The 22,039-nt window shown below is 63.9% G+C and carries 18 protein-coding genes; all 18 read right to left on the bottom strand.

Features of this window, described 5'->3' with window-relative positions; all coding sequences use genetic code 11:
• Positions 1-9 precede the first annotated feature (9 nt).
• The 18 genes from MU848_RS18045 to MU848_RS18130 all read right to left on the bottom strand — a co-directional run bounded on the left by MU848_RS18045 (position 10) and on the right by MU848_RS18130 (position 22,039).
• A complete protein-coding gene (locus tag MU848_RS18045; protein ID WP_201514937.1) occupies positions 10-1,731 on the bottom strand; it encodes an SPOR domain-containing protein in 1,722 nt (573 codons plus the stop codon).
• Between the two features lie 119 nt (positions 1,732-1,850).
• Positions 1,851-3,311: a cell division protein FtsZ gene (ftsZ, locus tag MU848_RS18050; RefSeq protein ID WP_097091053.1), complete on the bottom strand. Its 1,461-nt coding sequence runs from the start codon at positions 3,309-3,311 to the stop codon at positions 1,851-1,853.
• Between the two features lie 109 nt (positions 3,312-3,420).
• Positions 3,421-4,707: a cell division protein FtsA gene (gene ftsA / locus MU848_RS18055; RefSeq protein WP_201514938.1), complete on the bottom strand. Its 1,287-nt coding sequence runs from the start codon at positions 4,705-4,707 to the stop codon at positions 3,421-3,423.
• A gap of 5 nt (positions 4,708-4,712) precedes the next feature.
• Positions 4,713-5,651, bottom strand: coding sequence for a cell division protein FtsQ/DivIB (locus MU848_RS18060; protein ID WP_201514939.1), 939 nt, complete (start codon positions 5,649-5,651; stop codon positions 4,713-4,715).
• Positions 5,644-6,603: a D-alanine--D-alanine ligase gene (locus MU848_RS18065; RefSeq protein WP_247234666.1), complete on the bottom strand. Its 960-nt coding sequence runs from the start codon at positions 6,601-6,603 to the stop codon at positions 5,644-5,646. The genes MU848_RS18060 and MU848_RS18065 overlap by 8 nt, the downstream gene beginning before the upstream one ends.
• 100 nt (positions 6,604-6,703) lie before the next feature.
• Entirely contained in the window at positions 6,704-7,621 is a 918-nt protein-coding gene (murB, locus tag MU848_RS18070; RefSeq protein ID WP_247234668.1) for a UDP-N-acetylmuramate dehydrogenase, read from the bottom strand.
• A 25-nt stretch (positions 7,622-7,646) separates the two neighbouring features.
• Positions 7,647-9,068, bottom strand: a complete 1,422-nt coding sequence (murC, locus tag MU848_RS18075; protein WP_097091049.1) for a UDP-N-acetylmuramate--L-alanine ligase — start codon at positions 9,066-9,068, stop codon at positions 7,647-7,649.
• Positions 9,069-9,177: 109 nt separating this feature from the next.
• Positions 9,178-10,344, bottom strand: a complete 1,167-nt coding sequence (murG, locus tag MU848_RS18080; protein ID WP_247234670.1) for an undecaprenyldiphospho-muramoylpentapeptide beta-N-acetylglucosaminyltransferase — start codon at positions 10,342-10,344, stop codon at positions 9,178-9,180.
• Entirely contained in the window at positions 10,341-11,543 is a 1,203-nt protein-coding gene (locus tag MU848_RS18085; protein ID WP_247234672.1) for an FtsW/RodA/SpoVE family cell cycle protein, read from the bottom strand. The genes murG and MU848_RS18085 overlap by 4 nt, the downstream gene beginning before the upstream one ends.
• A 35-nt stretch (positions 11,544-11,578) precedes the next feature.
• Positions 11,579-12,901 (bottom strand): UDP-N-acetylmuramoyl-L-alanine--D-glutamate ligase, encoded by a 1,323-nt coding sequence (murD, locus tag MU848_RS18090; protein WP_247234674.1) that lies wholly within the window; start codon positions 12,899-12,901, stop codon positions 11,579-11,581.
• 5 nt (positions 12,902-12,906) lie between these two features.
• Complete coding sequence (gene mraY / locus MU848_RS18095; protein WP_097091045.1) at positions 12,907-13,980, bottom strand: phospho-N-acetylmuramoyl-pentapeptide-transferase; 1,074 nt, start codon at positions 13,978-13,980, stop codon at positions 12,907-12,909.
• The gene (locus MU848_RS18100) at positions 13,980-15,359 is read right to left on the bottom strand and encodes a UDP-N-acetylmuramoyl-tripeptide--D-alanyl-D-alanine ligase (protein WP_247234676.1); all 1,380 of its coding nucleotides are present in this window, start codon (positions 15,357-15,359) and stop codon (positions 13,980-13,982) included. Before MU848_RS18100 ends, mraY begins: the two co-directional genes overlap by 1 nt.
• Complete coding sequence (locus tag MU848_RS18105) at positions 15,356-16,798, bottom strand: UDP-N-acetylmuramoyl-L-alanyl-D-glutamate--2,6-diaminopimelate ligase (RefSeq protein ID WP_247234678.1); 1,443 nt, start codon at positions 16,796-16,798, stop codon at positions 15,356-15,358. Before MU848_RS18105 ends, MU848_RS18100 begins: the two co-directional genes overlap by 4 nt.
• Before the next feature lies 1 nt (position 16,799).
• Positions 16,800-18,509, bottom strand: a complete 1,710-nt coding sequence (locus MU848_RS18110) for a peptidoglycan D,D-transpeptidase FtsI family protein (protein WP_247234680.1) — start codon at positions 18,507-18,509, stop codon at positions 16,800-16,802.
• Entirely contained in the window at positions 18,509-19,159 is a 651-nt protein-coding gene (locus tag MU848_RS18115; protein ID WP_097091042.1) for a colicin transporter, read from the bottom strand. The genes MU848_RS18110 and MU848_RS18115 overlap by 1 nt, the downstream gene beginning before the upstream one ends.
• On the bottom strand, positions 19,156-20,124 hold the full coding sequence (gene rsmH / locus MU848_RS18120) for a 16S rRNA (cytosine(1402)-N(4))-methyltransferase RsmH (protein WP_247234682.1): 969 nt from the start codon (positions 20,122-20,124) through the stop codon (positions 19,156-19,158). The genes MU848_RS18115 and rsmH overlap by 4 nt, the downstream gene beginning before the upstream one ends.
• Positions 20,121-20,618 carry a division/cell wall cluster transcriptional repressor MraZ gene (locus MU848_RS18125; RefSeq protein WP_315862483.1) on the bottom strand — a complete coding sequence of 166 codons (498 nt, stop codon included), beginning with the start codon at positions 20,616-20,618 and terminating at the stop codon, positions 20,121-20,123. The genes rsmH and MU848_RS18125 overlap by 4 nt, the downstream gene beginning before the upstream one ends.
• A 182-nt stretch (positions 20,619-20,800) precedes the next feature.
• Positions 20,801-22,039 carry a Gldg family protein gene (locus MU848_RS18130; RefSeq protein ID WP_247234686.1) on the bottom strand — a complete coding sequence of 413 codons (1,239 nt, stop codon included), beginning with the start codon at positions 22,037-22,039 and terminating at the stop codon, positions 20,801-20,803.

The raw sequence follows: 22,039 nt of genomic DNA on the forward strand, positions 1-22,039 counted from the left end.
AGGACGCCCTTACTTCCCTCCCAGCCGTTCGACCACCTCGCCCGCGTCGCTTTGCCACGCGAAGGCGTCAGCGCCGGCGGATTTCAGCTTGGCCTCCACCGCCTTGGCGCGGGTGAAGCTGGCAAATGGGCCGATCAACAGGCGGTTGGTGCGGCCCCAGCTGGCAACCCAGCCATCCTGCGGCTTCACATCATCATATTTGCGGCGAAGGCTCTTGAGCGTGAAGCCAAGGGCGCTGCGATCCGCACCCGTGCCGATCTGCACCCAGCTGCGTGCCGGATTGGCGGCAAGCCGGGCTTTTTCCTCGGCCGCTTTCTTCGCCTTGGCATCCGCTTCCGCTTTCGCCTTGGCCTTTGCCGCTGCATCAGCCTTTTCCTTGGCTGCGGCGGCCGCCTTCTTCGCCTTGTCCGCTGCCGCCTGCCGCTCCGCACGGCGCGCAGCCTGAAGCGCTTCGATTTCGGAAAGATCGACCGCTGCCACGCTCACCTGGCGTTCCGACGCAGGAACATCGATGGCGTGGATGATGTCGGCCAAGGTTCGTGTCGCTTCCGGATTGGGTTGCGGACGCGGCGCTGGTGCAATAGCGGGCGGCTGTGGCGTTGGCGCGGATGTTGGCGCTGGCGTCGCCGCACTAGGCAGGTTTTGCTGTGCAGGCAGCGAAGCAGCCGGGCGAGCGACAGGAGCGGAAAATGGCGCAGGCGGCCCCTGCACCTGTGCCGGGCGCGTTTCCGTCGTCTGCGCGAGGGTGGATGGCGCAGGATTGGGTGGAACGGGACGGGCAACTGTTGCGGAGGACTGAGGCGATGAGGGCGTTGCCGTGAAGGAAGGCCTGCCCGGCTGTTGCGTTTGCGCGCTTGGTAAGGGCATCGCTGGCCGCGCGGAAGTGGACGGCACGGCCTGGGCTGGAGCCGGAGTTGGCCTTGGCGCCGGTGCAGCCATCGGCGCAGGCGCGGGCGCCGCCCTGGGAGTTGCAGCTGCCAAGGATGTGCCGACGGTGGTCGGGAAATGACCGAAATGCACCGCTGCGGCTTTTTGCGCGGGAGTCAGATAGGGCATCTTCTCCATGTAAGGCGTGAGCGCAGATGCGAGCTGCGCTGGCAAAGTCTGGCTGGCGATCTTTCGCGCATCGGCCTGCTTGTTGTTCATGGCCAGGATGAAAGCGCGATAACGCCATGCAGCGCGGTCACTCTTGTAAAGCAGCGGCTGAAGCACCTTCTCGGCCGCATCAACCTGGCCCGAAATACCGAGCGACGCGGCATAGCGGTAGATAAGATCCGGATCTGCCGGAGCACGCTTGAGCGCCGCCTGATAATCCTGCTGCGCTCCGGCCTGATCACCGGTCATGTCGCGCGCAAGCCCTCGATCTCCGAGCAGTGTGGCCTCGCCAAAACCAAGGCGGGTTGCCTGATCGAACAAGCGAAGCGCTTCGGCAGGATTCTGCGCCTTGAGCGCTACTCGTCCAAGCCCCGCCTTCACTCGTCCATTATTGGGCTGGATCGCATCGGCGCGCGCGAAGAAGCCTGCGGCGGCCCGGGTGTCATCCATGTCGATCGCCGCCTCACCCGCCCCGATCAGCGCATCAACATCGCGCGGATTGGATGCCAGACGGGATAGGTTGCGGCTGAGATTTTCAGCGCCCGAGGGGCGGAGCGGTTGGATTTGAGCGGGCTGTGCCTGCGCGGTTCCCGCAACAAGCAGGCCGCCAAGGATCCATAAAGCTGAGCGTTTCACACTAGCCCTTTACCGGATCGATGGGTGAATGGGAAATTTATCGAAGTAAAAAGCGCGCCCGGCCGCCCGATGCAGCCGATGGCGCGCTTTCATATCAAATCGAGCTTCGATCCGCCGTCTTACTGGTTGCTCTGGCGGTTGAGGAAGCGCGGGATGTCCGGCGTCGATGCCGCATCATCGCTGAGGCCAGCATTCTTGTCTGAACCCCGGGTAAGACCGGCCATGCGTTCGAACAAAGTCCCGCCCGAAGCGACGCGCGGCGCAGCCTGAGGTGCGGGAGCAGGGGCTGGAGCGGGCTGCGCTTCGGCTTCCTCGGCGCCGAGCAGCAGTTCATCCTGTGATGGGTCTTCATCCGAAAATACGGCGGCTGGCCGCGCAGGCGCGGCAGCAGCAGGCTTGGGAGCAGGAGCAGCCGCCCGCTCTTCGACCGGAGCCGGAATGGGCGCGGGCGCTGGAGCCGCCGGAACATCCAGTTCCAGCGTTTCCGGCTCGGGCTCAGGTGCTGCAGCCGGAGCGGCCTGCGGCACCGGCCGCGAGGCAGCAGCAGGAACAGCGACAGCGGGACGGCTCGCGAAACTGAACGGCTGGGTCAGCGGAGCAGCGGCACCCGTGGCCTCGCTGTCGATGCCAGTCGCTACGACCGAGACGCGAATCTTGCCGTTGAGGCCATCGTTGAAGGCCGAACCCCAGATAATGTTCGCATCGGGATCGACCAGCTCGCGGATATGGTTGGCGGCTTCGTCGACTTCCATCAGACGCATGTCGTCGCCGCCGACGATGGACACGATGACGCCCTTCGCGCCGCGCATCGACACGCCGTCGAGCAACGGGTTGGCGATCGCCTTTTCCGCCGCCTGAAGCGCGCGGCCGTCGCCTTCGGCTTCGCCCGTGCCCATCATCGCCTTGCCCATCTCGCCCATCACCGAGCGGACGTCCGCGAAGTCGAGGTTGATGAGGCCCGGCATCACCATGAGGTCAGTGATGCCGCGAACGCCCTGCTGCAGCACCTCGTCAGCCATCTGGAAGGCTTCCTTGAAGGTGGTGTTGGGGTTCGCGATCAGGAACAGATTCTGGTTCGGGATGACGATGAGGGTATCGACATGCTTCTGCAGCTCCTCGATCCCGCTCTCCGCCGATTTCATGCGGCGATTGCCCTCGAAGGTGAAAGGCTTCGTCACGACGCCGACGGTCAGGATGCCCCGTTCACGCGCAGCCTTCGCAATGACAGGCGCAGCGCCGGTGCCGGTGCCGCCGCCCATGCCAGCAGCGATGAAGCACATATGCGCTCCATTCAGCGCCTCTTCGACCGAGGTGATCGTTTCTTCAGCAGCCGCCTTGCCGATTTCAGGGCGCGAACCAGCGCCAAGACCTTCGGTGATTTGCGGCCCGAGCTGAATGCGCCGCTCGGCAGGCGAGGCGTTCAGCGCCTGCGCGTCGGTATTGGCGACGATGAAATCCACGCCCTCAACCGACGCGGCGATCATGTTCGCGATGGCGTTGCCGCCCGCGCCGCCGACGCCGATCACCGCGATGCGAGGCTTCAACTCGTCTACATGCGGCGGGCTGATCTCAATGCTCATAAATTCTAGCTCCCTCCAGCTTCGGCGACATGAGCGAAACTGTCATCGAAAGTTAATGCAACAGAAAATAGCGTATTTCACTAGCAAATTTCGTCTGGCTTAGATTTGTTCAATAGTTCGTCTTCATCGCCCGCACCATGCGCTGCCACCATTGCGGCGCGTTGATACGATGAACGGTCTGTGGCGCAGGCGCTATCGTTCTAAGATCAACCGGGTTCGATGCGCCGTAAAGCGCTAGCCCGGCCAGCGTAGCGAAAGCGGGGCCGCTATGCGCCTCCGGCAGAGCGGCAAGGCCACGCGGCCTGCCGATGCGGACGGCGCGGCCCAACGCGCCCTGCGCATAATCGGCAATGCCCTTCATCTCCGCGCCGCCGCCGGTCAGCACCACCTGGCGTCCCGTAGGCGTATTGAAGCCCATGCCCGCAAGCGCCGCGTTGATTTCCGTCATCAACTGGTTCAGCCGTTCGCAGATGACGGCGACCAGCGCAGCGCGTGTGATTTTGCCACCATCGGCGTTCGGGCCTGCGCTCTGTCCCGGCACGGCGACATCCCCATGAGGGGGCGCGATCTCGATCATTTCGCGGAAGTCCCGACGGTTTTGCATCGCCGACCCATAGAAGCATTTGATCCGCTCGGCCTGGCTGCGGCGGATGCCGAAGGCCGACGCAATGTCGTCCGTGATGTCGGACGCGCCGATAGGTATGCTGTGCAGGCCGACCAGCATGCCGCCCGCGTAGAGGGATACGTTGGTCACGCCCGCGCCCAGTTCCACCAGCGCAACACCCAGATCACGCTCCTCCTCCGACAGGCAGGCAAGGCCGGTCGCGATCGGCGAGGCGACAATCGAATTGACGTTGAGGTAAGCGCCCCGAACGCACAGGTCGAGATTGGCGAGCGGCGCGCCATCCGCCAGCACGACATGAATATCCACGCCGAGCAAGTCGGCATGCATGCCGAGCGGCTTCTTGACGGGCACCTTGCCATTGATAGTGAAGCAAGTGGGCTGGGCATGCAGCACGACGCGCCCATCAGGATCGATCCCCTGCTGCCCTGTCGCAAGCAGATCGTCGATGTCGGCCTGTTCGACGCGATAGCCGCCCATGTCGCGCTCGACCGTCACTACGTCACTAACCAGGCTACCGCCGGAAAAGCTGACCCACACATCCTCGATGTTGGTGCCCGCCACCCGCTCTGCCTGCTCGACGGTTTCGCGCACGGCCAATTCGGTGCGCTCCATGTCGGCGATAAAGCCGCGCCGGACACCACGGCTTTCCCGTTGGCCCGTCCCCAATATCGCCAGTTCGCCCGTCTCGGTCCGGCCTGCGATGAGGGCCGAAACCTTCCACGATCCAATGTCGATCGCGGTGACGAGCTTGTCGACCTTGGGCTGGGCCATGCGCGTCAGCCTTCCTCGCCCTGAGGCTGGGGCTCGGCGCTCGCCGCAGCCTTGTCGTTCACCTGATTTTGCGGGAGCCGCAGCACGAAGCGGTCAGGGTCGCGCATGTCGAACTTCACGATGCCGCGCCCCAGCAGGCGATTGACGCCATCCATGCGCGCGAAATTGACCAGCGCGGTTGCAGAGGCCCTGTCTCCCTCAGGCAGCGAAAGCGTTTCACCCGACTGAAAGCGCAAGTCCCAGCGACGGTTCCCGACCCAGGTCGCACCGGCCAGCATGGGTTTCAGCGCGGGCGCATTTTCCATGAGCTTGTTGAGGCCCGCAGTCTGGCGATTGGCATCGGGGCCGACGACCAGCGGCAGGTCCGGCATCGCGTCGGTGGATACGGACTGAAGCACCACGCCCTGTACGTCGATGAGGTGCAATTGCCCGTCATGCTGCCAGACCGCCACCGGGTCGCGCTCGACGATATCGACCACCAAAGTGTCAGGCAGGCGGCGCGAAATGCGCGCGTCCTTGACCCAGCCGAGCTTCAGCATTTCGTAGCGGACCTTGGGCAGATCGAGCGACAGCATCGAGCGGTCCACCTGGCCGAGCGCGATATTATAGACCGGCAACTCGTCCATGCGCTCGACGCCGCGCACTTCGACCTTCTGCACCTCGAACCCGGCGCTGGCGGCGACTTCGGCTGCCTTCTGCCCGGCCGTGGCGGGGACGCCCATCAGCATGGCGATGCCACCAAGTGCGATGACGACGATACCGACGATCGCCCAGCTCGCCATGCGCTGAAGCGTGTCGTCGCTGACCGGCAGCGCGTGCAGCATACGGCCGAACCAGGAGCGGCGCTTGCCTGGCTTTCCCCGGCCGGGGCCGGTGCGGCCGCGCGGTCCGGTCGTCCGCGTCAGTCGCGCCGTCCCTCCGCGCCGGATGCGTGCTTCAGCCATGCCCTGCCCCCTTTGCGCCCTGTTTCTGCGTCAGCGCATCCTCGACAATACGCTCGACCAGCTCGGCATAGTCAATGCCCAGTTTCGCCGCCTGCTCGGGCACGAGGCTGAGCGGTGTCATGCCGGGCTGCGTGTTCACCTCCAGCAGGTAGAGTCCATCCACCCCCTGCGTGTCGTCCCAGCGGAAATCGGACCGCGAAGCCCCCTTGCAGCCCAAAAGCTGATGCGCGCGAAGGGCGATGGCCTTGCAGGCTTCACCGATCTCGTTCGGGATTTCGGCCGGGCAGACATGCTCTGTCATGCCGTCCGTATATTTGGCGTCGAAATCATAGAAGCCGCTCTTGGGGCGCAGTTCCGTCACCAGCAGCGCCTCGTCACCCAAAACGGCTGTCGTCAGTTCGCGCCCGCGAATATATGGTTCGGCAAGCAGCTGATCGAAATGCTGCCAAGGCCCTTCTACGTCAAGGCCGATGGGCGAACCATAGTTACCATCCTGAGTGACGATGGCGACGCCGACGGAGCTGCCTTCATTGACGGGCTTCACCACATAGGGGCGCGGCAGGGGATCGGCTTCGAACAGGCTGGCGCTGTCCACGATATGACCGTCGGGCATCGGAATGCCATGAGGCACCAGCGCCTGCTTCGTCAGCTGCTTGTCGATCGCGATGACGGAGGTGGCGAGACCCGAATGGGTGTAAGTGAGACCCATCAGGTCCATCATGCCTTGAACCGTCCCGTCCTCCCCCGGAACACCATGGAGCGCGTTGAACACGACATCGGCCTTGGCTTCGGCAAGCCGGGCAGCAACGTTGCGATCCATATCGATCCGAGTGACCTTGTGCCCGCGCGATTCCAACGCCTTGGCCACGCCCTCGCCGCTCATCAGCGACACCGGGCGCTCGGCGGACCAGCCTCCCATGAGAACGGCGACATGCCAGGGGCCACGGGTCATTCCATTATCTCCGTCATCCCGGCGGAAGCTGGGATCTGGTTGGTCTTGTAAAGAAAGCGAGAACCCAGCTTTTGCTGAGGTGACATGAGAGTGGAGAGCATCACCTCTTCACTCCCACCCGCTGGATTTCCCATTCAAGTTCGATGCCGCTTTTCGCCTTCACGCGGCGGCGGACTTCCTCACCCAGCGCTTCGATGTCGGCGCTGCTGGCGTCGCCCAGGTTGAGGAGGAAATTGGTATGCTTTTGCGAAACCTGTGCACCGCCCAGTTGCAGCCCCCGGCAGCCGGCCTCATCGACCAGCGCCCAAGCCTTATGGCCTTCGGGATTCTTGAAGGTCGACCCGCCAGTCTTGCTGCGGAGCGGCTGGCTCTCCTCTCGCGCCGCGGCGATCCGGTCCATTTCCGTCTGAATCTCGGCAGGCTCGCCGGGAACACCTCGGAACAGGGCGCTGACCACAACCGCCCCTTCGGGCAGACTGCTGTGACGGTAAGTATAGCCCAACGCATCAAGCGGCAGCGTCACCCGCTCACCAGAGCGCAGTATGACGTCGCATTCGACCAGAATATCGCATGTCTCGCGCCCATAAGCGCCGCCATTCATCCGCACGAAACCGCCGACCGTGCCCGGGATCGAGCGCAGGAACTCCATCCCTGCGATGCCAGCATCCCGCGCGGTCGAGGAAACCAGAATGCCCGACGCCCCGCCCCCACAACGAAGTGTGGTGGCGTCGGCTTGCTCGACCTTCGCGAAGGGCTTGCCCAGACGCACGACGACGCCGGGAACGCCGCCGTCCCGCACGATCAGGTTGGAGCCGAGGCCGAGCGCCATCACCGGTATCGCCGGATCGAGGCGCACCAGAAAATCCGACAGATCTTCTGCATCCTTGGGTTCGAACAGCCATTGCGCCGCACCGCCCGCTTTGAACCAGACTAGCGGAGCCAGCGGGGCGCCAGCCTTCAATGACCCGCGAACCGGAGGAAGGGAGGCGAGCGCGGTGGTCACTCCAGCGCTTTCCATGCAGAAGATCGGGCCGACTGCGCCATCACGCCGCTTCTTTGGCTGCTATAGCCGGAGCCAGGCCCGCAGCCCATTTGGTGATATCGCCCGCGCCCAGGCAGATGATCATGTCATCGGCCTGAACGTCGCTGGCAATTACGCGGGCAAGATCGTCCGCGCCCTCGACTGTGGCGGCCGAACGATGTCCGCGCCGCTTCAAGCCCGCTACCAGTTCAGCGCTGTCCACGCCCTCGATCGGCTGCTCGCCCGCCGGATAGACCGGGGCGGCATAAACGATGTCGGCATCGTTGAACGCCTGCTGGAACTCGTCCATCAAGTCGCGAAGCCGGGTATAACGGTGCGGCTGCACCACGGCGATGACACGGCCCTTGGCGCCCTCACGCGCGGCCGCCAGCACGGCCTTGATCTCGACCGGGTGGTGGCCATAATCGTCGATCACCGTCGCGACCCCCTGCCCCGCCGGGATCTCCCCAACCTTGGTAAAGCGACGCTTCACGCCGCCGAACTTCGCGAAGCCGGTCTGGATGGTCGCGTCGTCGATGCCCATCTGCAACGCCACGCCAATCGCCGCCATGGCGTTCAGCACATTGTGCCGCCCCGGCATCGGCATTTCGATGCCCTCGATGCGGCGGAGAGAACCGTCCCGCTCGCGGATCTGCACATCAAAGCGATTGCCGCCGGGGATCGGCTGAACATTCTCGCCGCGAATGTCGGCCTGCGCCGAAAAGCCATAGGTGACGATGCGCCGGTCCTGCACACGCGGCAGGATCGCCTGCACTTCCGGATGATCGAGGCAGAGCATCGCAGCGCCGTAGAAGGGCACATTTTCGACAAATTCGACAAAGGCATCCTTCACCTTCTCGAAGCTGCCATAATGGTCGAGATGCTCAGGATCGATGTTGGTGACGACCGCGAGCGTACCGTCGAGGCGCAGGAAACTGCCGTCGCTCTCGTCGGCTTCGACAACCATCCAGTCGCTCTTGCCGAGGCGCGCGTTCGAGCCATAGCTGTTGATGATGCCGCCATTGATCACGGTCGGATCAACTCCGCCCGCGTCGAGCAAGGCCGCGACCATCGATGTCGTCGTGGTTTTCCCATGGGTCCCTGCGACCGCGACGGTGGATTTGAGACGCATCAGTTCGGCAAGCATTTCCGCGCGGCGGATCACGGGAACGCGGCGTTCCAGCGCCAGATCGACTTCCGGGTTGCCCTTCTTGATCGCGGTGGAGGTCACGACCACGGCGGCGTCGCCCAGATTTTCAGCCTTATGGCCGATCATCACGTCGATGCCCTTCTTGCGCAGCCCTTCAACGACATAGCCCTCGGCGACGTCGGAACCCTGAACCTTGTAACCCAGATTGTGCATCACCTCGGCGATGCCGGACATGCCGATGCCGCCAATGCCGATGAAATGGATCGTGCCGATGTCGGTGCCGACACCCTTCATGCGATAGTCTCCAGAATGCGAACAGCACCGCCTCCCGGTCCCTTGGGAGCGACGGCGCGAGAAGGAATGAGATTCCAGCTTTCGCTGGGATGACGTGAGGGGTTCATGTTCATGCAGGAACACCCTGCAAGTTCAAGCTCGTCGGCACCGGACCAACCTTGAGCGGATCGTTCATGATCGGCGCAGGACCGATGCTTTCGAGCAGGTCGGCCATGTCGCGCGCGGCATTCGGGCGACCGCAGGCTCTGGCGCGCTTGGCGGCGTTCTGAAGCGCGCCGGGCTCCATCGCCATCTTCTGCATCTGCTTGGCGAGTTCGACGGCAGTGAAACGCGACTGCGCTATCGTCCGCGCGCCGCCCGCCTCCGTCATTTCGCGGGCATTGGCCGTCTGGTGATCATCCATTGCGCTCGGCAGCGGGACAAGGATGGCCGGACGGCCCGCACAAGTCAGTTCCGCCAGCGTCGATGCGCCAGCGCGCGCGATCACAAGATGCGACCAGCTCAGCTTTTCCGGCACATCGTTGAAATAGGTCGCGAGGTCAGCGGGTATCTCTAGCTCCGCGTAGAAGCGCCGCACCCGCTCGATATCCTCCGCCCGGCATTGCTGCGTGACCTGCAACCGGCGGCGCAGGCTGAGCGGCAACATGCCAAGGCCATCCGGCACCACGGAAGAAAGGATGCTGGCGCCCTGGCTGCCGCCGATGACGAGCACGCGAAAGACGCTTTCATCCGTCAGTGCAGGAAATTCCTCATCTCGCAGCGCCTTGACTTCCTCGCGGACCGGATTGCCGACCAGATGCACCTTGCCCGCATATCTGTCGCGCAGGCGCTCGACCTTCGGATAAGCCGTCGCGATCGCATCGACGCGGCGCGCGAGCAGGCGGTTCACCCGGCCCAGGACGGCGTTCTGCTCATGGATGGCGGTGGGGATGCCATCAGCCAGCGCGCCCAACAGCGCAGGCATCGCGGGATAGCCGCCGAAACCGACGACAGCGGTGGGGCGAAAGGTTTCGTTGAGGCGACGCGCCATGGCGCGGCCTGCAAGGATGGCTTTCAGCGCGCCCGGCCAGCTTTTCGGGTTCTTCGTCATGCGCCCGGCAGGGAGGACATGGACCTGCGCGCGATCGAAAATGCCCGGGATCTTCGCCCCACGCCCGTCGGTGACCAGCGCGACATGATGGCCGCGCGCCATCAACTCTTCGGCGACGGCATGCGCCGGGATCATGTGACCACCCGTCCCACCCGCGGCCAGGACGAAGTGACGGGAAATGCTCATCGACCACTCCATTTGACGACGGTATGCCGCCCCATGAAGGGATTGCGCCGTGTGAACGCAAGCAGCAGGCCGACCCCGATACAAAGCGCCAGCATAGAGGAGCCGCCATAGCTGATAAAGGGCAGCGTCATGCCCTTCGATGGAAATATCTGAGCATTGACGCCCATGTTGATGATCGCCTGCAACCCGAACTGCGTGGTGAGGCCCGCAGCCGCGAGGATCGTGAAATTATCGTCCTCGTCGAGCATGCGCAGCAGCACGCGGACGATGACCGCCAGATAGACGCAGGCGATGCCGATGCAGGCGAGAAGCCCGAATTCTTCCCCGATCACCGAGAAGATATAATCAGTGTGCGCTTCGGGCAGGCGGAACTTCTGCTGGCCACCGCCCGGCCCCACGCCGGTGAAGCCCCCATGAGTGATTGTGCGGAAAGCCAGCTCCGTCTGATCAGGCCCCGTGTCTTGCGCAACACCGATGCCAAGGAAGTCGTTGATGCGCTGACGGCCATTTTCGTAGAACATGTACATGGCGACCAGGCCCGCCAGCGCCACCCCGCCCATCATGCCGATGAACCGCATCGACACGCCCGAGAGCAGAAGCAGGCATCCCCAGCAGGCGAGGAAGATCACCGTCTGGCCGAAATCCGGCTGCTTCATCAGGATTGCCGCTATCAGCAGCGTCAGGGCGCCCGTCAGCGGGATGACCGGCAAGCTCATGTCCTTGCCGCGCAGAGACAAAAGCCAGGCCATGGTCACGACATAGACCGGCTTCAAAAACTCGGACGGCTGGAAGCGGAAACCGGGCAAGTCGATCCAGCGCCGCGCGCCGTTCACGGTCGATCCCAATATGGGCACGCACAGCAACATCAAGGCAAAGAAGATCGTCATGAATATGGCGAGCCGGCGCGCCTGCTGCCGGGGCAGCATTGATATGACGAGCATGATGGGCAGGCCGATGAACACCCAGATCAACTGGCGGTAGAAATAGATAAGCGGCGTCACCGACACGCTGCTGGTCGACCGATCGATCGCCGCGACGGGGGACGCCGCCGCGACGGCAACCAAGCCGATCGCCATCAGCGCCACGATGAGCGAGAGGAGGACGCGGTCGATCTCCCAGAACCAGATGGCCAGGGCCGTACGCTCGCGCGGAACGGTGCGGTTCTTGAACCCCTTCACCAGTTCGCCTGCCCTGAACATTTTTCTGTCGCCCCTTCTTCGCCCCTGCCCTGCCTTTAGCCGTCCACGCCCCCTTCTTCCAGCGCCGCGACCGCGGCAACGAAGGCATCGCCTCTCGCCTCGAAATCCCGGAATTGGTCGAAACTGGCACAGGCTGGCGAAAGCAGCACAACGTCTCCAGGCTGTGCCACGCGAGCGGCCCGGCGGACGGCGGCCGATAGCATCTCGCTATCATCCACCGCCATATGATCTTTCAGCAGATCAGCGAACATATGGCCCGCTTCACCGATGGTGTAAGCGGCAGCAACATTGCCGAACCATGGGGCGCATTCATCCAGATTGTCCGTCTTTGCAAGGCCGCCGACGATCCAATGCAGACGCTGCCGGCCGTCGACAGGTGGATAGGCCGCGAGCGCGGGCGCCGTGGAGGCAGGGTTGGTCGCCTTGCTGTCATTGACATAGAGGACGCCATTCAGCTCGCGAACGCGCTGCATGCGGTGGGGCAGGCTGGCATAGCTTTGCAGCGCGGCCTCAATCGTCCCCTCGTCAATGCCGAGCGCTTTGGCGACCGCAATGGCGACAGCAGCATTCTGCGCATTGTGCGGCCCTTGAAGCGATGGCCAGCGCGCCTGCTCCGCAGGATCGATGTCGTCCGCCCTTACCTCGACCCGCTGGGCGCCTGCTTGGGCGGCAATCGACCGGCTCGGCTCATCTTCGGTCGCGATCACCGCAATATGGCCGGGCGACTGCATGCCGAATAGCCGCGCCTTGGACGCCACATAGCCTTCAAAGCCGTTATAGCGATCAAGATGATCCGGCGTGATGTTGAGCAACACCGCAACATCGCAGTCCAGGCTCTGCGTCAGGTCGATCTGGTAGCTTGATAGTTCCAGCACATAGACGCCGCCTTCCGGCAGCGGCTCCTGTCCCAGGATCGGCAATCCGATATTGCCGCCCATCCGGGTCGGAATGCCCGCCGCCTCGATAATGTGGTGCACCAGCGCCGTCGTCGTCGACTTGCCATTAGTGCCCGTGATCCCGACGACGCGATGGGGAGGAAGTGTTGGACGGGCCAGTGCGAACAGCTCGATATCGCCGATGACCGGCACGCCCGCGAGCTTCGCATGCATCGCGATCGGGTGCTTGTTGAGGGGTACGCCCGGCGAAACAACCACGCCGGCGAAACCGGCAAGGTCGATCTCCAGCGGGTCCGCCAGTTCAGCCTTATCAGCGACAGCGGCGCGCGCTTCATCGCGATTGTCCCAGGCGACCACTCGCGCCCCGCTCGCCACCAGCGCTTCGACGGTGGCAAGGCCGGACCGCGCTAGGCCCAGGACCGCATAGCGTTTGCCAGCAAAGGCTGAAGAGGTAAGTGCCATAACGCTCACCGCAGCTTCAGCGTTGCAAGACCGGCAAGCGCCAACACGAAGGAGATGATCCAGAAACGGATCACGACCGTCGGCTCGGCCCAGCCCAGCTGCTCGAAATGATGGTGGATCGGCGCCATCTTGAACACCCGCTTGCCCGTCCGCTTGTAGAAGAAGACCTGAATGATGACGCTCATCGCTTCAACGACGAACAGGCCGCCGATGACGCCGAGCACGATTTCATGATGCGCGGTGACCGCGATCACGCCGATCGTGCCGCCGAGCGCCAGGCTACCAGTGTCGCCCATGAAGACGGCGGCAGGCGGGGCGTTGAACCAGAGGAAGGCCAGACCCGCCCCGATAATCGCGCCGCACAATATGGTGAGATTGCCCGCGCCCGGCACATGTGGAATGCCGAGATAAGAGGCAAAGTCGGCGCGGCCAACAAGATAGACGATCGCCATGAAGGCCATGCAGGCGATGATCACCGGCATGGTCGCCAGCCCATCGAGCCCATCGGTTAGGTTCACGGCATTGCCAAACGCCACGATCACAAAGGCTGCGAAGAGGAAATAGAAGGGGCCAAGTTCGATCGCAGGCCCATTGTAGAAGGGCAGATAAAGCGCAGTGTTGCCATGCTGATTGACGATCAACCAGGCCGCCACGCCAGCAATCAGAAATTCGAACGCAAGGCGCATCTTGCCTGACAACCCCTTGTGGCTCGCCTTCGTCACCTTGTCATAATCGTCGAGGAAGCCGATCGCGCCGAAGCCCAGCGTCACGAACAGGCAAGCCCAGACATAGATGGACGACAGGTCCATCCAGAGCAGCACCGATGTAATCATCGACGTGAGGATCATCAGGCCGCCCATGGTTGGCGTACCGCGCTTGGCAAGATGGCTCTGCGGCCCATCATCGCGGATTGGCTGGCCCTTGCCCTGCCGAACCCGCAGCCAACCAATGAACCGGGGGCCAAGGAGCAGGCCGATGATGAGAGCGGTGGCGATCGTCGCGCCCGCGCGAAAGCTCAAATAGCGGACAAGGTTGAACACCCCCGCAAAATCCATCGTCTGGGCGAGCCAGTAGAGCATTAGTTCTTATGTTCCCCAAGCGCGGCTACCAGGCGCGACAGGCCGATGCCGTTCGAGCCCTTGACCAGGATCGCGTCGCCAGCGCGCATTTCCGTCTGGATGAGATTGGTGGCGGCCGCCGTATCCGGCACATGAGCAAAGGCCAACCGCTGCCCCTCCAGTGTGTCGGCCAGCGGTGTCATTTCATCGCCCACCAGAATGGCATAATCGACTTTCCCGGCCGCGAGGGAGCCGGCAAGCCCCGCGTGAAGTTCGTAGCTGCGGTCGCCCAATTCGCGCATGCCGCCCAACACCGCAATGCGACGGCTGGCGTCTTCCTTGCCCAACTGCTTGAGCGTGGCTGCCATGCTGAGCGGATTGGCATTGTAGCTTTCGTCGATGAGCAGCGCTTCTCCGCCCGCAACGGCAATCATCCGCCGTTCGCCCCGCCCCGGCAGGCCCGGCAGTTCGGCCAGCGCAAGTCCCGCAGCCGCAAGATCGCCGCCCGATGCTTCGACCGCCGCCAACACCGCCAGCGCGTTCGATACCCAATGTTCACCCGGCGCGCTCACGGTGAAGCAGAGTTCGGCGCTCGGCAGCGTGGCCGTGACCAACGTCCCGCCATTTGCCGCCGGAACCATGTCACGCGCGCGTACATCCGCCTCTTCATCGAAACCGAAGGTCAGGATACGGGCGGCATGCTGCTCCGCCTTGGCGTAGAGCGTCGCTACATGCGGACTGTCATAGGGAATGACGGCGGTGCCATCAGGCTCGAGCCCTTCGAATATCTCCGCCTTGGCCTCTGCGATCTTCTCTTCAGTGCCGAAAAATTCGATATGCGCGGGGGCGATGGCAGTGACGATGGCGACATGGGGCCGGACTTGCCGCGTCAGCTGCGCCAGTTCGCCTGCGTGGTTCATGCCCATCTCGAACACGCCGAAGGCCGACGCACGAGGCATGCGCGAAAGGCTGAGCGGCACGCCGACATGGTTGTTGTAGCTCTTGACCGAACGATGCACCTGATCCGGACAGATGCGATCGAGCGCATGGAACAGCGCTTCCTTGGTTCCCGTCTTGCCGACCGAGCCCGTCACCCCGACGACCTTGCCCTGCATGCGCGCGCGGGAGGCGCGGCCCAATGCTTCCAGCGCGGCAGCACTGTCGGGAACGAGGATATGAGGCTGCGAAACCGGTTCGCTGACGATCGCCCCAGCCGCGCCTTGACCAAAGGCCTTGTCGATGAAGCGATGGCCATCCGTCGTCTCGCCCTTCATCGCGACGAACAGGTCACCGCCCGTCACTTCGCGGCTGTCGAAGGCGACACCTGAAACGGCGAAGGGCGCCGAAGCGACGCCCCCTATGGCTTGCGCTATTTCCTCGGAGGTCCAGAGGTCGCTCACCCTGCGCACTCCCGGGCAACGGTGACATCGTCGAAGGGCAGCACCCGGTCGCCGATAATCTGTCCCTGTTCGTGCCCCTTGCCTGCCAGCAGCACGATGTCATCGGCTCCGGCCTGCGCGATCGCTGCGGCGATGGCAGCGCGGCGTCCGCCGATTTCCTCGGCGCTTGATGCCCCAGCCATGACGGCAGCGCGAATGGCGGAAGGATCCTCCGACCGGGGATTGTCGTCAGTGATGATGACATGATCGGCCAACTCGGCCGCCACCTTGCCCATCTGCGGACGTTTGCCGGCATCACGGTCGCCGCCAGCGCCAAACAGTGCGATCAGCTTGCCGCGCGTATGCGGCCGCAGCGCTTCGATGGCGGCCCGCAAGCCCTCTGGCGTATGGGCGTAATCGACATAGACGGGCGCACCCGCCTTGGTAATCACCGCGCGTTCCAGGCGACCACGAACCGGCTGTACCCGGCCAAGCAGTTCCAGGACCTTCGCCGCATCCTCGCCGCCAGCGATGACGAGCCCCGCGGCAGTCAAGGCGTTGGCGGCCTGATAGGCACCAATCAGCGGCAGATTGACCTTGTAGAGGCTGCCCTCGACCTCGACTTCCAGCGTCTGGCCCAACTGGGTCGGGGTGCGGTTGGCAAGACGCAATGCCTGCCCCTGCACCCCGACGCTCAGCACACGAAGCCCCCGCTTCGTAGCTCGCTGGATAACCTTGCCGGACCATAAGTCATCGGCCCAGACGACCGCCGCGCCGTCGGGAGCGACCACCTCGTCGAACAGCCGCATCTTGGCATCGAAATAGCTGTCCATGTCGCCATGATAATCAAGATGATCGCGCGACAGGTTGGTGAAGGCAGCCGCGGACACGGGCAGGCCCTCGGTTCGATATTGCGCAAGACCATGGCTAGACGCTTCGAAGGCGGCGTGGGTGATGCCCTCACGCTTCAGGCCGGACATGTTGGAGAGGAAGGTAACGATGTCCGGCGTCGTCAGCCCGGTCGATACCTGATCGACGGAGGTGGTGACGCCCAGCGTCCCGATCGAGGCCGAATGATGGCCGAGCATCCGCCAAAGCTGGCGGGCCAGCTCGACCGTAGACGTCTTGCCATTGGTGCCGGTGACGGCGACCGTCACCTCCGGGAAGGGCGCGAAATAGCGGGCGGCGAGCAGCGCGAAGAGGCGGCGGGGATTGTCATGCGCGATATGCGCCGCCCCTTTCACCTTGGCTTCCGGCCGGGCGACCACTGCGACGGCCCCGGCGCGCACGGCATCGGCAATGAAGTCCTCGCCATTCACCCGAAGCCCCTGAAAGGCGCCGAAGACCGTGCCAGGCGCAACCTTCCGGTTATCGATCGCGAAGCCCGACACTGCGGCGTCAAGCGGCACCGCAGCGTCGAGCTTCACATCCAGCCCCTCGATGAGCGACCCGAGGCGCATCTCAATGCTTTTCCTTCTGCCCGAGCAGGGGCATGAGGTCCGATATATCCACGTCCCGCCGCTCGTCGGGCAGCACGCCCAGCATCGGTGCGGTGCGCTCGACTACGCGCTTCACCACGGGCGCGGCGGTCCAGGCAGCGGTACGCAGGCCGAAAGTCTGCGCGTTACCCTTGGGCTCGTCCATCATCGTCAGCACGACGTATCGGGGATTATCCATCGGGAATGCGGACGCGAAAGTCGTCACCAGTGAACTCTTGTTGTACCGGCCTTCTTCAGGCTTCTCGGCTGAACCCGTCTTGCCGCCCACCCGGAATCCCTTGGCGTCGGCGCTGCGACCTGTACCCGCCGCGACAATCATCCGCAACAGCTGCCGCATCCGTGCGCTGGTGGCGGCGGAAAAGACACGATGGCCCTCGGGCACTTCATTGGCGTGCAGCTTGCGCAAGGTGGCGGGCCGCCAGATGCCGCCATTCACCAGCGCCGCATAGGCGCTGGCGAGGTGCAGCGGGGTCACCGCGATGCCATGGCCATAGGATACGGTCATGGTGGTTATGCGACCCCAATTATAGGGCCAAAGGCTCTTGGCGCGCTCCTTGAGCTCGATCGGCGCGCGCTGGTCGAATTGAAGATTGCGGAACAGCTCCTGCATCGGCGCGGCGCCCATTTCATCGGCAATCCTAGCCGTGCCGATATTGGAACTGTGCACCAATATTTCCGGCACGTTGATCCAGCGGCCGAGCGAGTGGTCGTCCTTGATCCGGAACCCGGCCACTGCCAGCGGCGCGGTCGCGTCATAGCGTTTTGCCATGGACGTTACGACGCCCCGATCCATCGCTGCGGCGATCGACAACGGCTTGAAGGTCGAACCAAGCTCGTAACGCGCCTGAACCATATGGTTGCAGAGCGGCGATTCGCTGCACTTCTTGCCCGCATAATTCTGAAGCTTGTTGGGATCGAACACGGGGATCGACGCCATAGCGATCAGTTCGCCTGTGTTGGCGTCCATTATGATGCCGCCCGCACCTTTGGCATTCTGCGCGACCATCTGGGCGTAAAGCTCGCTTTCCAGCGCGCCCTGGACCCGGCTGTCGATCGAAATGGCAAAAGGCTGCCCGCGCAGCGCCGAGTCGGTCAGCCGTTCGTTGAACGCGGCCTCCACCCCCATGCCGCCCTGCCCATCGGCGTTGGGCGCGAAGCCGAGCACATGCGCGGCGAGGCTGCGCTGCGGATAGAGGCGTTCCTTTTCGCGAGGAAATTCGATGCCGATTTCGCCCAGCGCGTTCACCGCTGCAACTTCCTCCGGCAGCGCGCGGCGGCGCAGATAGGCCCAGCCCTTGCCCGTCAGCTTCTTGTAGAAAGCCGCTTCGGGTTCATCGGGGAATATCTCGTGCAGCTTGCGGGAAAGCTCCGCCGGCTCGCCGATCAGCTTCGAGGGACGCACGGCGATCGAATAGGCGTCCATCGTGCGGGCGAGTGGAACGCCATTGCGATCGACAATGTCCGCGCGCGCGGGAAGGAAGCCCGAAGCATCGCCACTCCCGCTGGCGCCATGTGCGAAGATGCCGACCCAGGTCAGCCGCAGGATCACCACCGCCGTGATGGCCATGAACAGGATGAGCAGCAGCATCAGCCGGTTATGTGCGACAGCAGTCAGGTCGACCCGCTGCTTGCCTGCCCTTGCGCCACCGGGCTGAACGATGATCGTCGCCATCAACGCGCCCCCTTCTTGCGCTCGCGCGCCGCCTTGTCGCTTATGTCGCCCATGGTGCTGTCATCGAGCAGCTTGGCGTCCAGCATCGCCATCCGCTCAGCACGGCGGGCGAGCGGGTTGGGCTTCGACACGTCGGCATCGTCCTTCGCCTTTTCGGCAGCGCTCTTGGCCGCGGGCTTGGCGATCTTCTCGACATTGTCGGCGGCATGGGCTTCACGGATCACGGCGATGTCGCTGCGAATCTGCGTGGCGGCCGGACTTGCCGGGGCAGCCTGCGCGGCAGAGGGAAGGTCGGCGGGGCTCTGCACCATCGCCACCATCACCGGCGGGGCGACATAGTCGGGTCCGTTGGGCTGAATACCGTCGAGGTTCGCCAGCGCCCGCTCGCCGCCCAGATATTGCTGGGCGGTCGGGGTGGCGTACATGAAGTCGTCCTGGTTCCAGCGTTCAAGCTGCCGCATGCTCGCCCGCGCGCTGAACTCCGTTTCCAGATAGCGGATGTCCGCCCGCGCCCGCGCGATCTGCGCCTGCACCTTCATCAATTCGTTGCGTTCGGTCGCGACTTTCAGCGACACCAGATAAGCGCCAAGCGCACCCAGCGCGACGAGCAGGATCCAGATCAGGCTCTGCAACCTTTTCACCGCGATCATGGGCGAGGGCTCCTCGAAGAACTTTGCCGGGAAGGAATGGCGGCTGATGTACGAACGGCGCTGCGCAGGGTCGCGGAGCGCGCGCGCGGATTGCGGGCCAGTTCCACCTCGCCGGGGCGAACAGCCTTGGCCGGTTTGTGGAAGGTGGGTGCGGCAGCCGCCTTGCGCTCAGGCAGGTGGCGCGATCCGGCGCCTTCGCCGCCGCTACGCTGACGCAGGAATTGCTTGACGATACGATCTTCCAGGCTGTGGAACGTGACGACCGCCAAGCGGCCGCCCTCCTCCAGCATCGCCTCCGCCGCCTCCAATCCGCGCTCCAGTTCCTCAAGCTCGCGGTTCACATGGATGCGGATCGCCTGGAAAGTGCGGGTGGCCGGATCCTTCTTGTCATGCGGCTTATGTCCAAGCGCCCGGCGAACGACGCTGGCCAACTGGCCTGTACGCTCCAGCGGACGTGCCTCCACGATCGCGCGAGCCACACGGCGCGAGCGCGGCTCCTCTCCATAGCGATAGAGGACGTCGGCAATCTCCTGCTCAGGGGCATTGTTCAGGAAATCGGCAGCGCTCATCCCGCTCTGGCTCATGGTCATGGTGAGCGGACCGTCAGCTTGAAAAGAAAAGCCGCGTTCTGGCCGGTCGAGCTGCATCGACGACACGCCGATGTCGAGCGTCACGCCCGATACCGAGGTGATGCCGCGATCGGCCAGCAACTGCTCCATCCGGGAAAATTCCCCGGCGATCAGGGTGATGCCCTTTTCCGCCGCCAACGCCTCGCCTTCGCGAATCGCGTCGGGGTCGCGGTCAAAGGCGAACACTTTCGCGCCCTTTCTCGCCATCGCGCTGGAATAGCCACCCGCACCGAACGTGCCGTCGACATGCACTTCGCCGGGGTTGATGGCGAGGGCATGCAGCACTTCATCGAGCAGAACCGGGACGTGACGATCGGGGTCGACAGCAGCGGTCACTTGCCGCCTCCCGCAGCCCGCTGGTCGAGCCAGCGCCGCACCTTGTTGCGGATCAGTTCGGGGCGATCCTTGCTCTCGGCAAGCGTTTCGGGCTTCCAGATCTGGATGTAGCGGCCGACGCCGTAGAAGAAGACCGCGTCGGTGATGCCATATTCATCCTTGATGTCCGGATGCATGGCGAAGCGGCCGCCTTCGTCGAAATTCACCTCCTCGATCGTGCCGAGGCGGCGTTCCAGTTCCAGGTCGGCATTATAGTCGCGGCCTTGAGCGCGCGCTTCGCGAGACAGTTCCTCGACCTCGGTAAACAGGAAGCGGCGGTGCGATTCTCCAAAGCCGGTGGCGCAGGGGTTGTCGCCATGGACCGAGAGATAAAGCCGCGTTTCGCCGCCGCTGGACAGCTTGACCTGTCGGCGCATCTCAAGAGGCAGGACGAAACGGCCCTTGCCGTCCGCCACGCTGAACGCGTTGCCTGTAAAGAGAATGATATCCGACACGTACGGACTGCTGCCCCTCTGTTCGTAGGGGCGCAGGCCGTCGCTCACCAACCCGCATCATCGCGGCCGGTGCGCAGGACTAGCAAAGCCTGACAAACCCCTATGCGCCTTAGATACCAAGGCGAGAGGTGCATGGAAAGGGAAAAGTCGGGAGAAGCCGGGAAATCCTGTTTTGTTCTGGTCTAACCCGGTTCGACAGCCTCCCAAGGCGGATGGGATGAGATGTCGCGCACCCGATCGTCGCGGTAAAACCAGCCGAGGAAGACGCTTCCCAGGATCGCCCAGCCAATCCCGACAAGAATCGACCAGCGGAGGGCCATCACAAGGTCGGCCGCCGATCGGAGCCAGCGGCGCCCTTCGACCATGCCGCCATCCAACGCCTCGATCACGAACCCCGGACTATCAGCGGACCAGTGCCGCGCATCCAAAGGCGCAGCAGCATCGGCCAGCCACAGTCGGTCGTCGATCAGGTCCGCGTCGGCAACCAGCACGGCGTTCCCTCTGCCGATCGCGCATCGTGCGGCCAGCCCCTCCTCTTCGATGTGACATGATGTCCCGGGCTGCAGCGCGAAGCCGGAACTGCCCATGGTCGTCAGCACGCGGCCATCCTCCAATATGCGCCGCTCTTCCGCCACGGCGACCGGCGGCAGAAGCGCGAGGCCCCAATGATTCAGCAGCGGCCCAATCATGCTGACGGCAGGCGGCCTGCGCCTGTCTCCCAGCGGCAGGGACGATGGCCAGCGCAGCAGAGGATCAGCCAGCAGCAAGACATGTCCGCCGTTGCGGACCCAATTATCCAGCACGACCAACTCTGCCGGGGAAAAGACGCGCGGCTGCGCGAGCAGCAGGGCGTTGGCATCCCTCATCGCCGGACCAAGCGGGCTGTCAACGGCTTGCACATCGAAGCGCCGCCGCAGGAGAGTGACGATCGGCGCATCGCTCCGCGCACCGAAACCCGCTTCTCCTTCCTTCCAGAATAAGGGCAGCGCGCTGATGACCGCCAGCTTGGGCCGGGGTGATGGCGTTTCCGGGAGAGGCGCCTCCCGCGCAAGCCAGCAGGAAAACAGAGCAGCAGCGCAGAATGCAAGCCCTGTCCACTTCCGGCGAGGAAGGCAGACGCCGGCCACGACCGCCAGTGCGGCAACGAGCGCTAACCCGCCAACGCCCCCTATTGCTGGATAGGAAGACGCCGCAAGAACATCGAAGATCAGGACCGTCCCCAAACTTCCCAACCCAGCCCATAGGGCATAGGGCAAGCCGCGCTTCAGGCTTAGCAACAGCGCCACGGGCATGAGCATCAGGACAGGCCAGGTCCAGCTCTGCAGGTCCACCTGCCCCGTTTGCAACAAGGAAGGAAGACCGCCGAGCACAACCAGCACCGGACCAAGGCCAAGCATCAGGAATGTGCGCAACGCCTTCAT

Origin of the sequence: Sphingobium agri (assembly GCF_023051225.1) — a bacterium.
GTDB classification, from domain to species: domain Bacteria; phylum Pseudomonadota; class Alphaproteobacteria; order Sphingomonadales; family Sphingomonadaceae; genus Sphingobium; species Sphingobium agri.

Coding starts and splice junctions, on each gene's coding strand:
- ftsZ (WP_097091053.1), bottom strand. CDS start 3,311: ATGAGCATTGAGATCAGCCCGCCGCATGTAGACGAGTTGAAGCCTCGC.
- ftsA (WP_201514938.1), bottom strand. CDS start 4,707: ATGGCCCAGCCCAAGGTCGACAAGCTCGTCACCGCGATCGACATTGGA.
- MU848_RS18060 (WP_201514939.1), bottom strand. CDS start 5,651: ATGGCTGAAGCACGCATCCGGCGCGGAGGGACGGCGCGACTGACGCGG.
- MU848_RS18065 (WP_247234666.1), bottom strand. CDS start 6,603: ATGACCCGTGGCCCCTGGCATGTCGCCGTTCTCATGGGAGGCTGGTCC.
- murB (WP_247234668.1), bottom strand. CDS start 7,621: ATGGAAAGCGCTGGAGTGACCACCGCGCTCGCCTCCCTTCCTCCGGTT.
- murC (WP_097091049.1), bottom strand. CDS start 9,068: ATGAAGGGTGTCGGCACCGACATCGGCACGATCCATTTCATCGGCATT.
- murG (WP_247234670.1), bottom strand. CDS start 10,344: ATGAGCATTTCCCGTCACTTCGTCCTGGCCGCGGGTGGGACGGGTGGT.
- MU848_RS18085 (WP_247234672.1), bottom strand. CDS start 11,543: ATGTTCAGGGCAGGCGAACTGGTGAAGGGGTTCAAGAACCGCACCGTT.
- murD (WP_247234674.1), bottom strand. CDS start 12,901: ATGGCACTTACCTCTTCAGCCTTTGCTGGCAAACGCTATGCGGTCCTG.
- mraY (WP_097091045.1), bottom strand. CDS start 13,980: ATGCTCTACTGGCTCGCCCAGACGATGGATTTTGCGGGGGTGTTCAAC.
- MU848_RS18105 (WP_247234678.1), bottom strand. CDS start 16,798: ATGCGCCTCGGGTCGCTCATCGAGGGGCTGGATGTGAAGCTCGACGCT.
- MU848_RS18110 (WP_247234680.1), bottom strand. CDS start 18,509: ATGGCGACGATCATCGTTCAGCCCGGTGGCGCAAGGGCAGGCAAGCAG.
- MU848_RS18115 (WP_097091042.1), bottom strand. CDS start 19,159: ATGATCGCGGTGAAAAGGTTGCAGAGCCTGATCTGGATCCTGCTCGTC.
- MU848_RS18130 (WP_247234686.1), bottom strand. CDS start 22,039: ATGAAGGCGTTGCGCACATTCCTGATGCTTGGCCTTGGTCCGGTGCTG.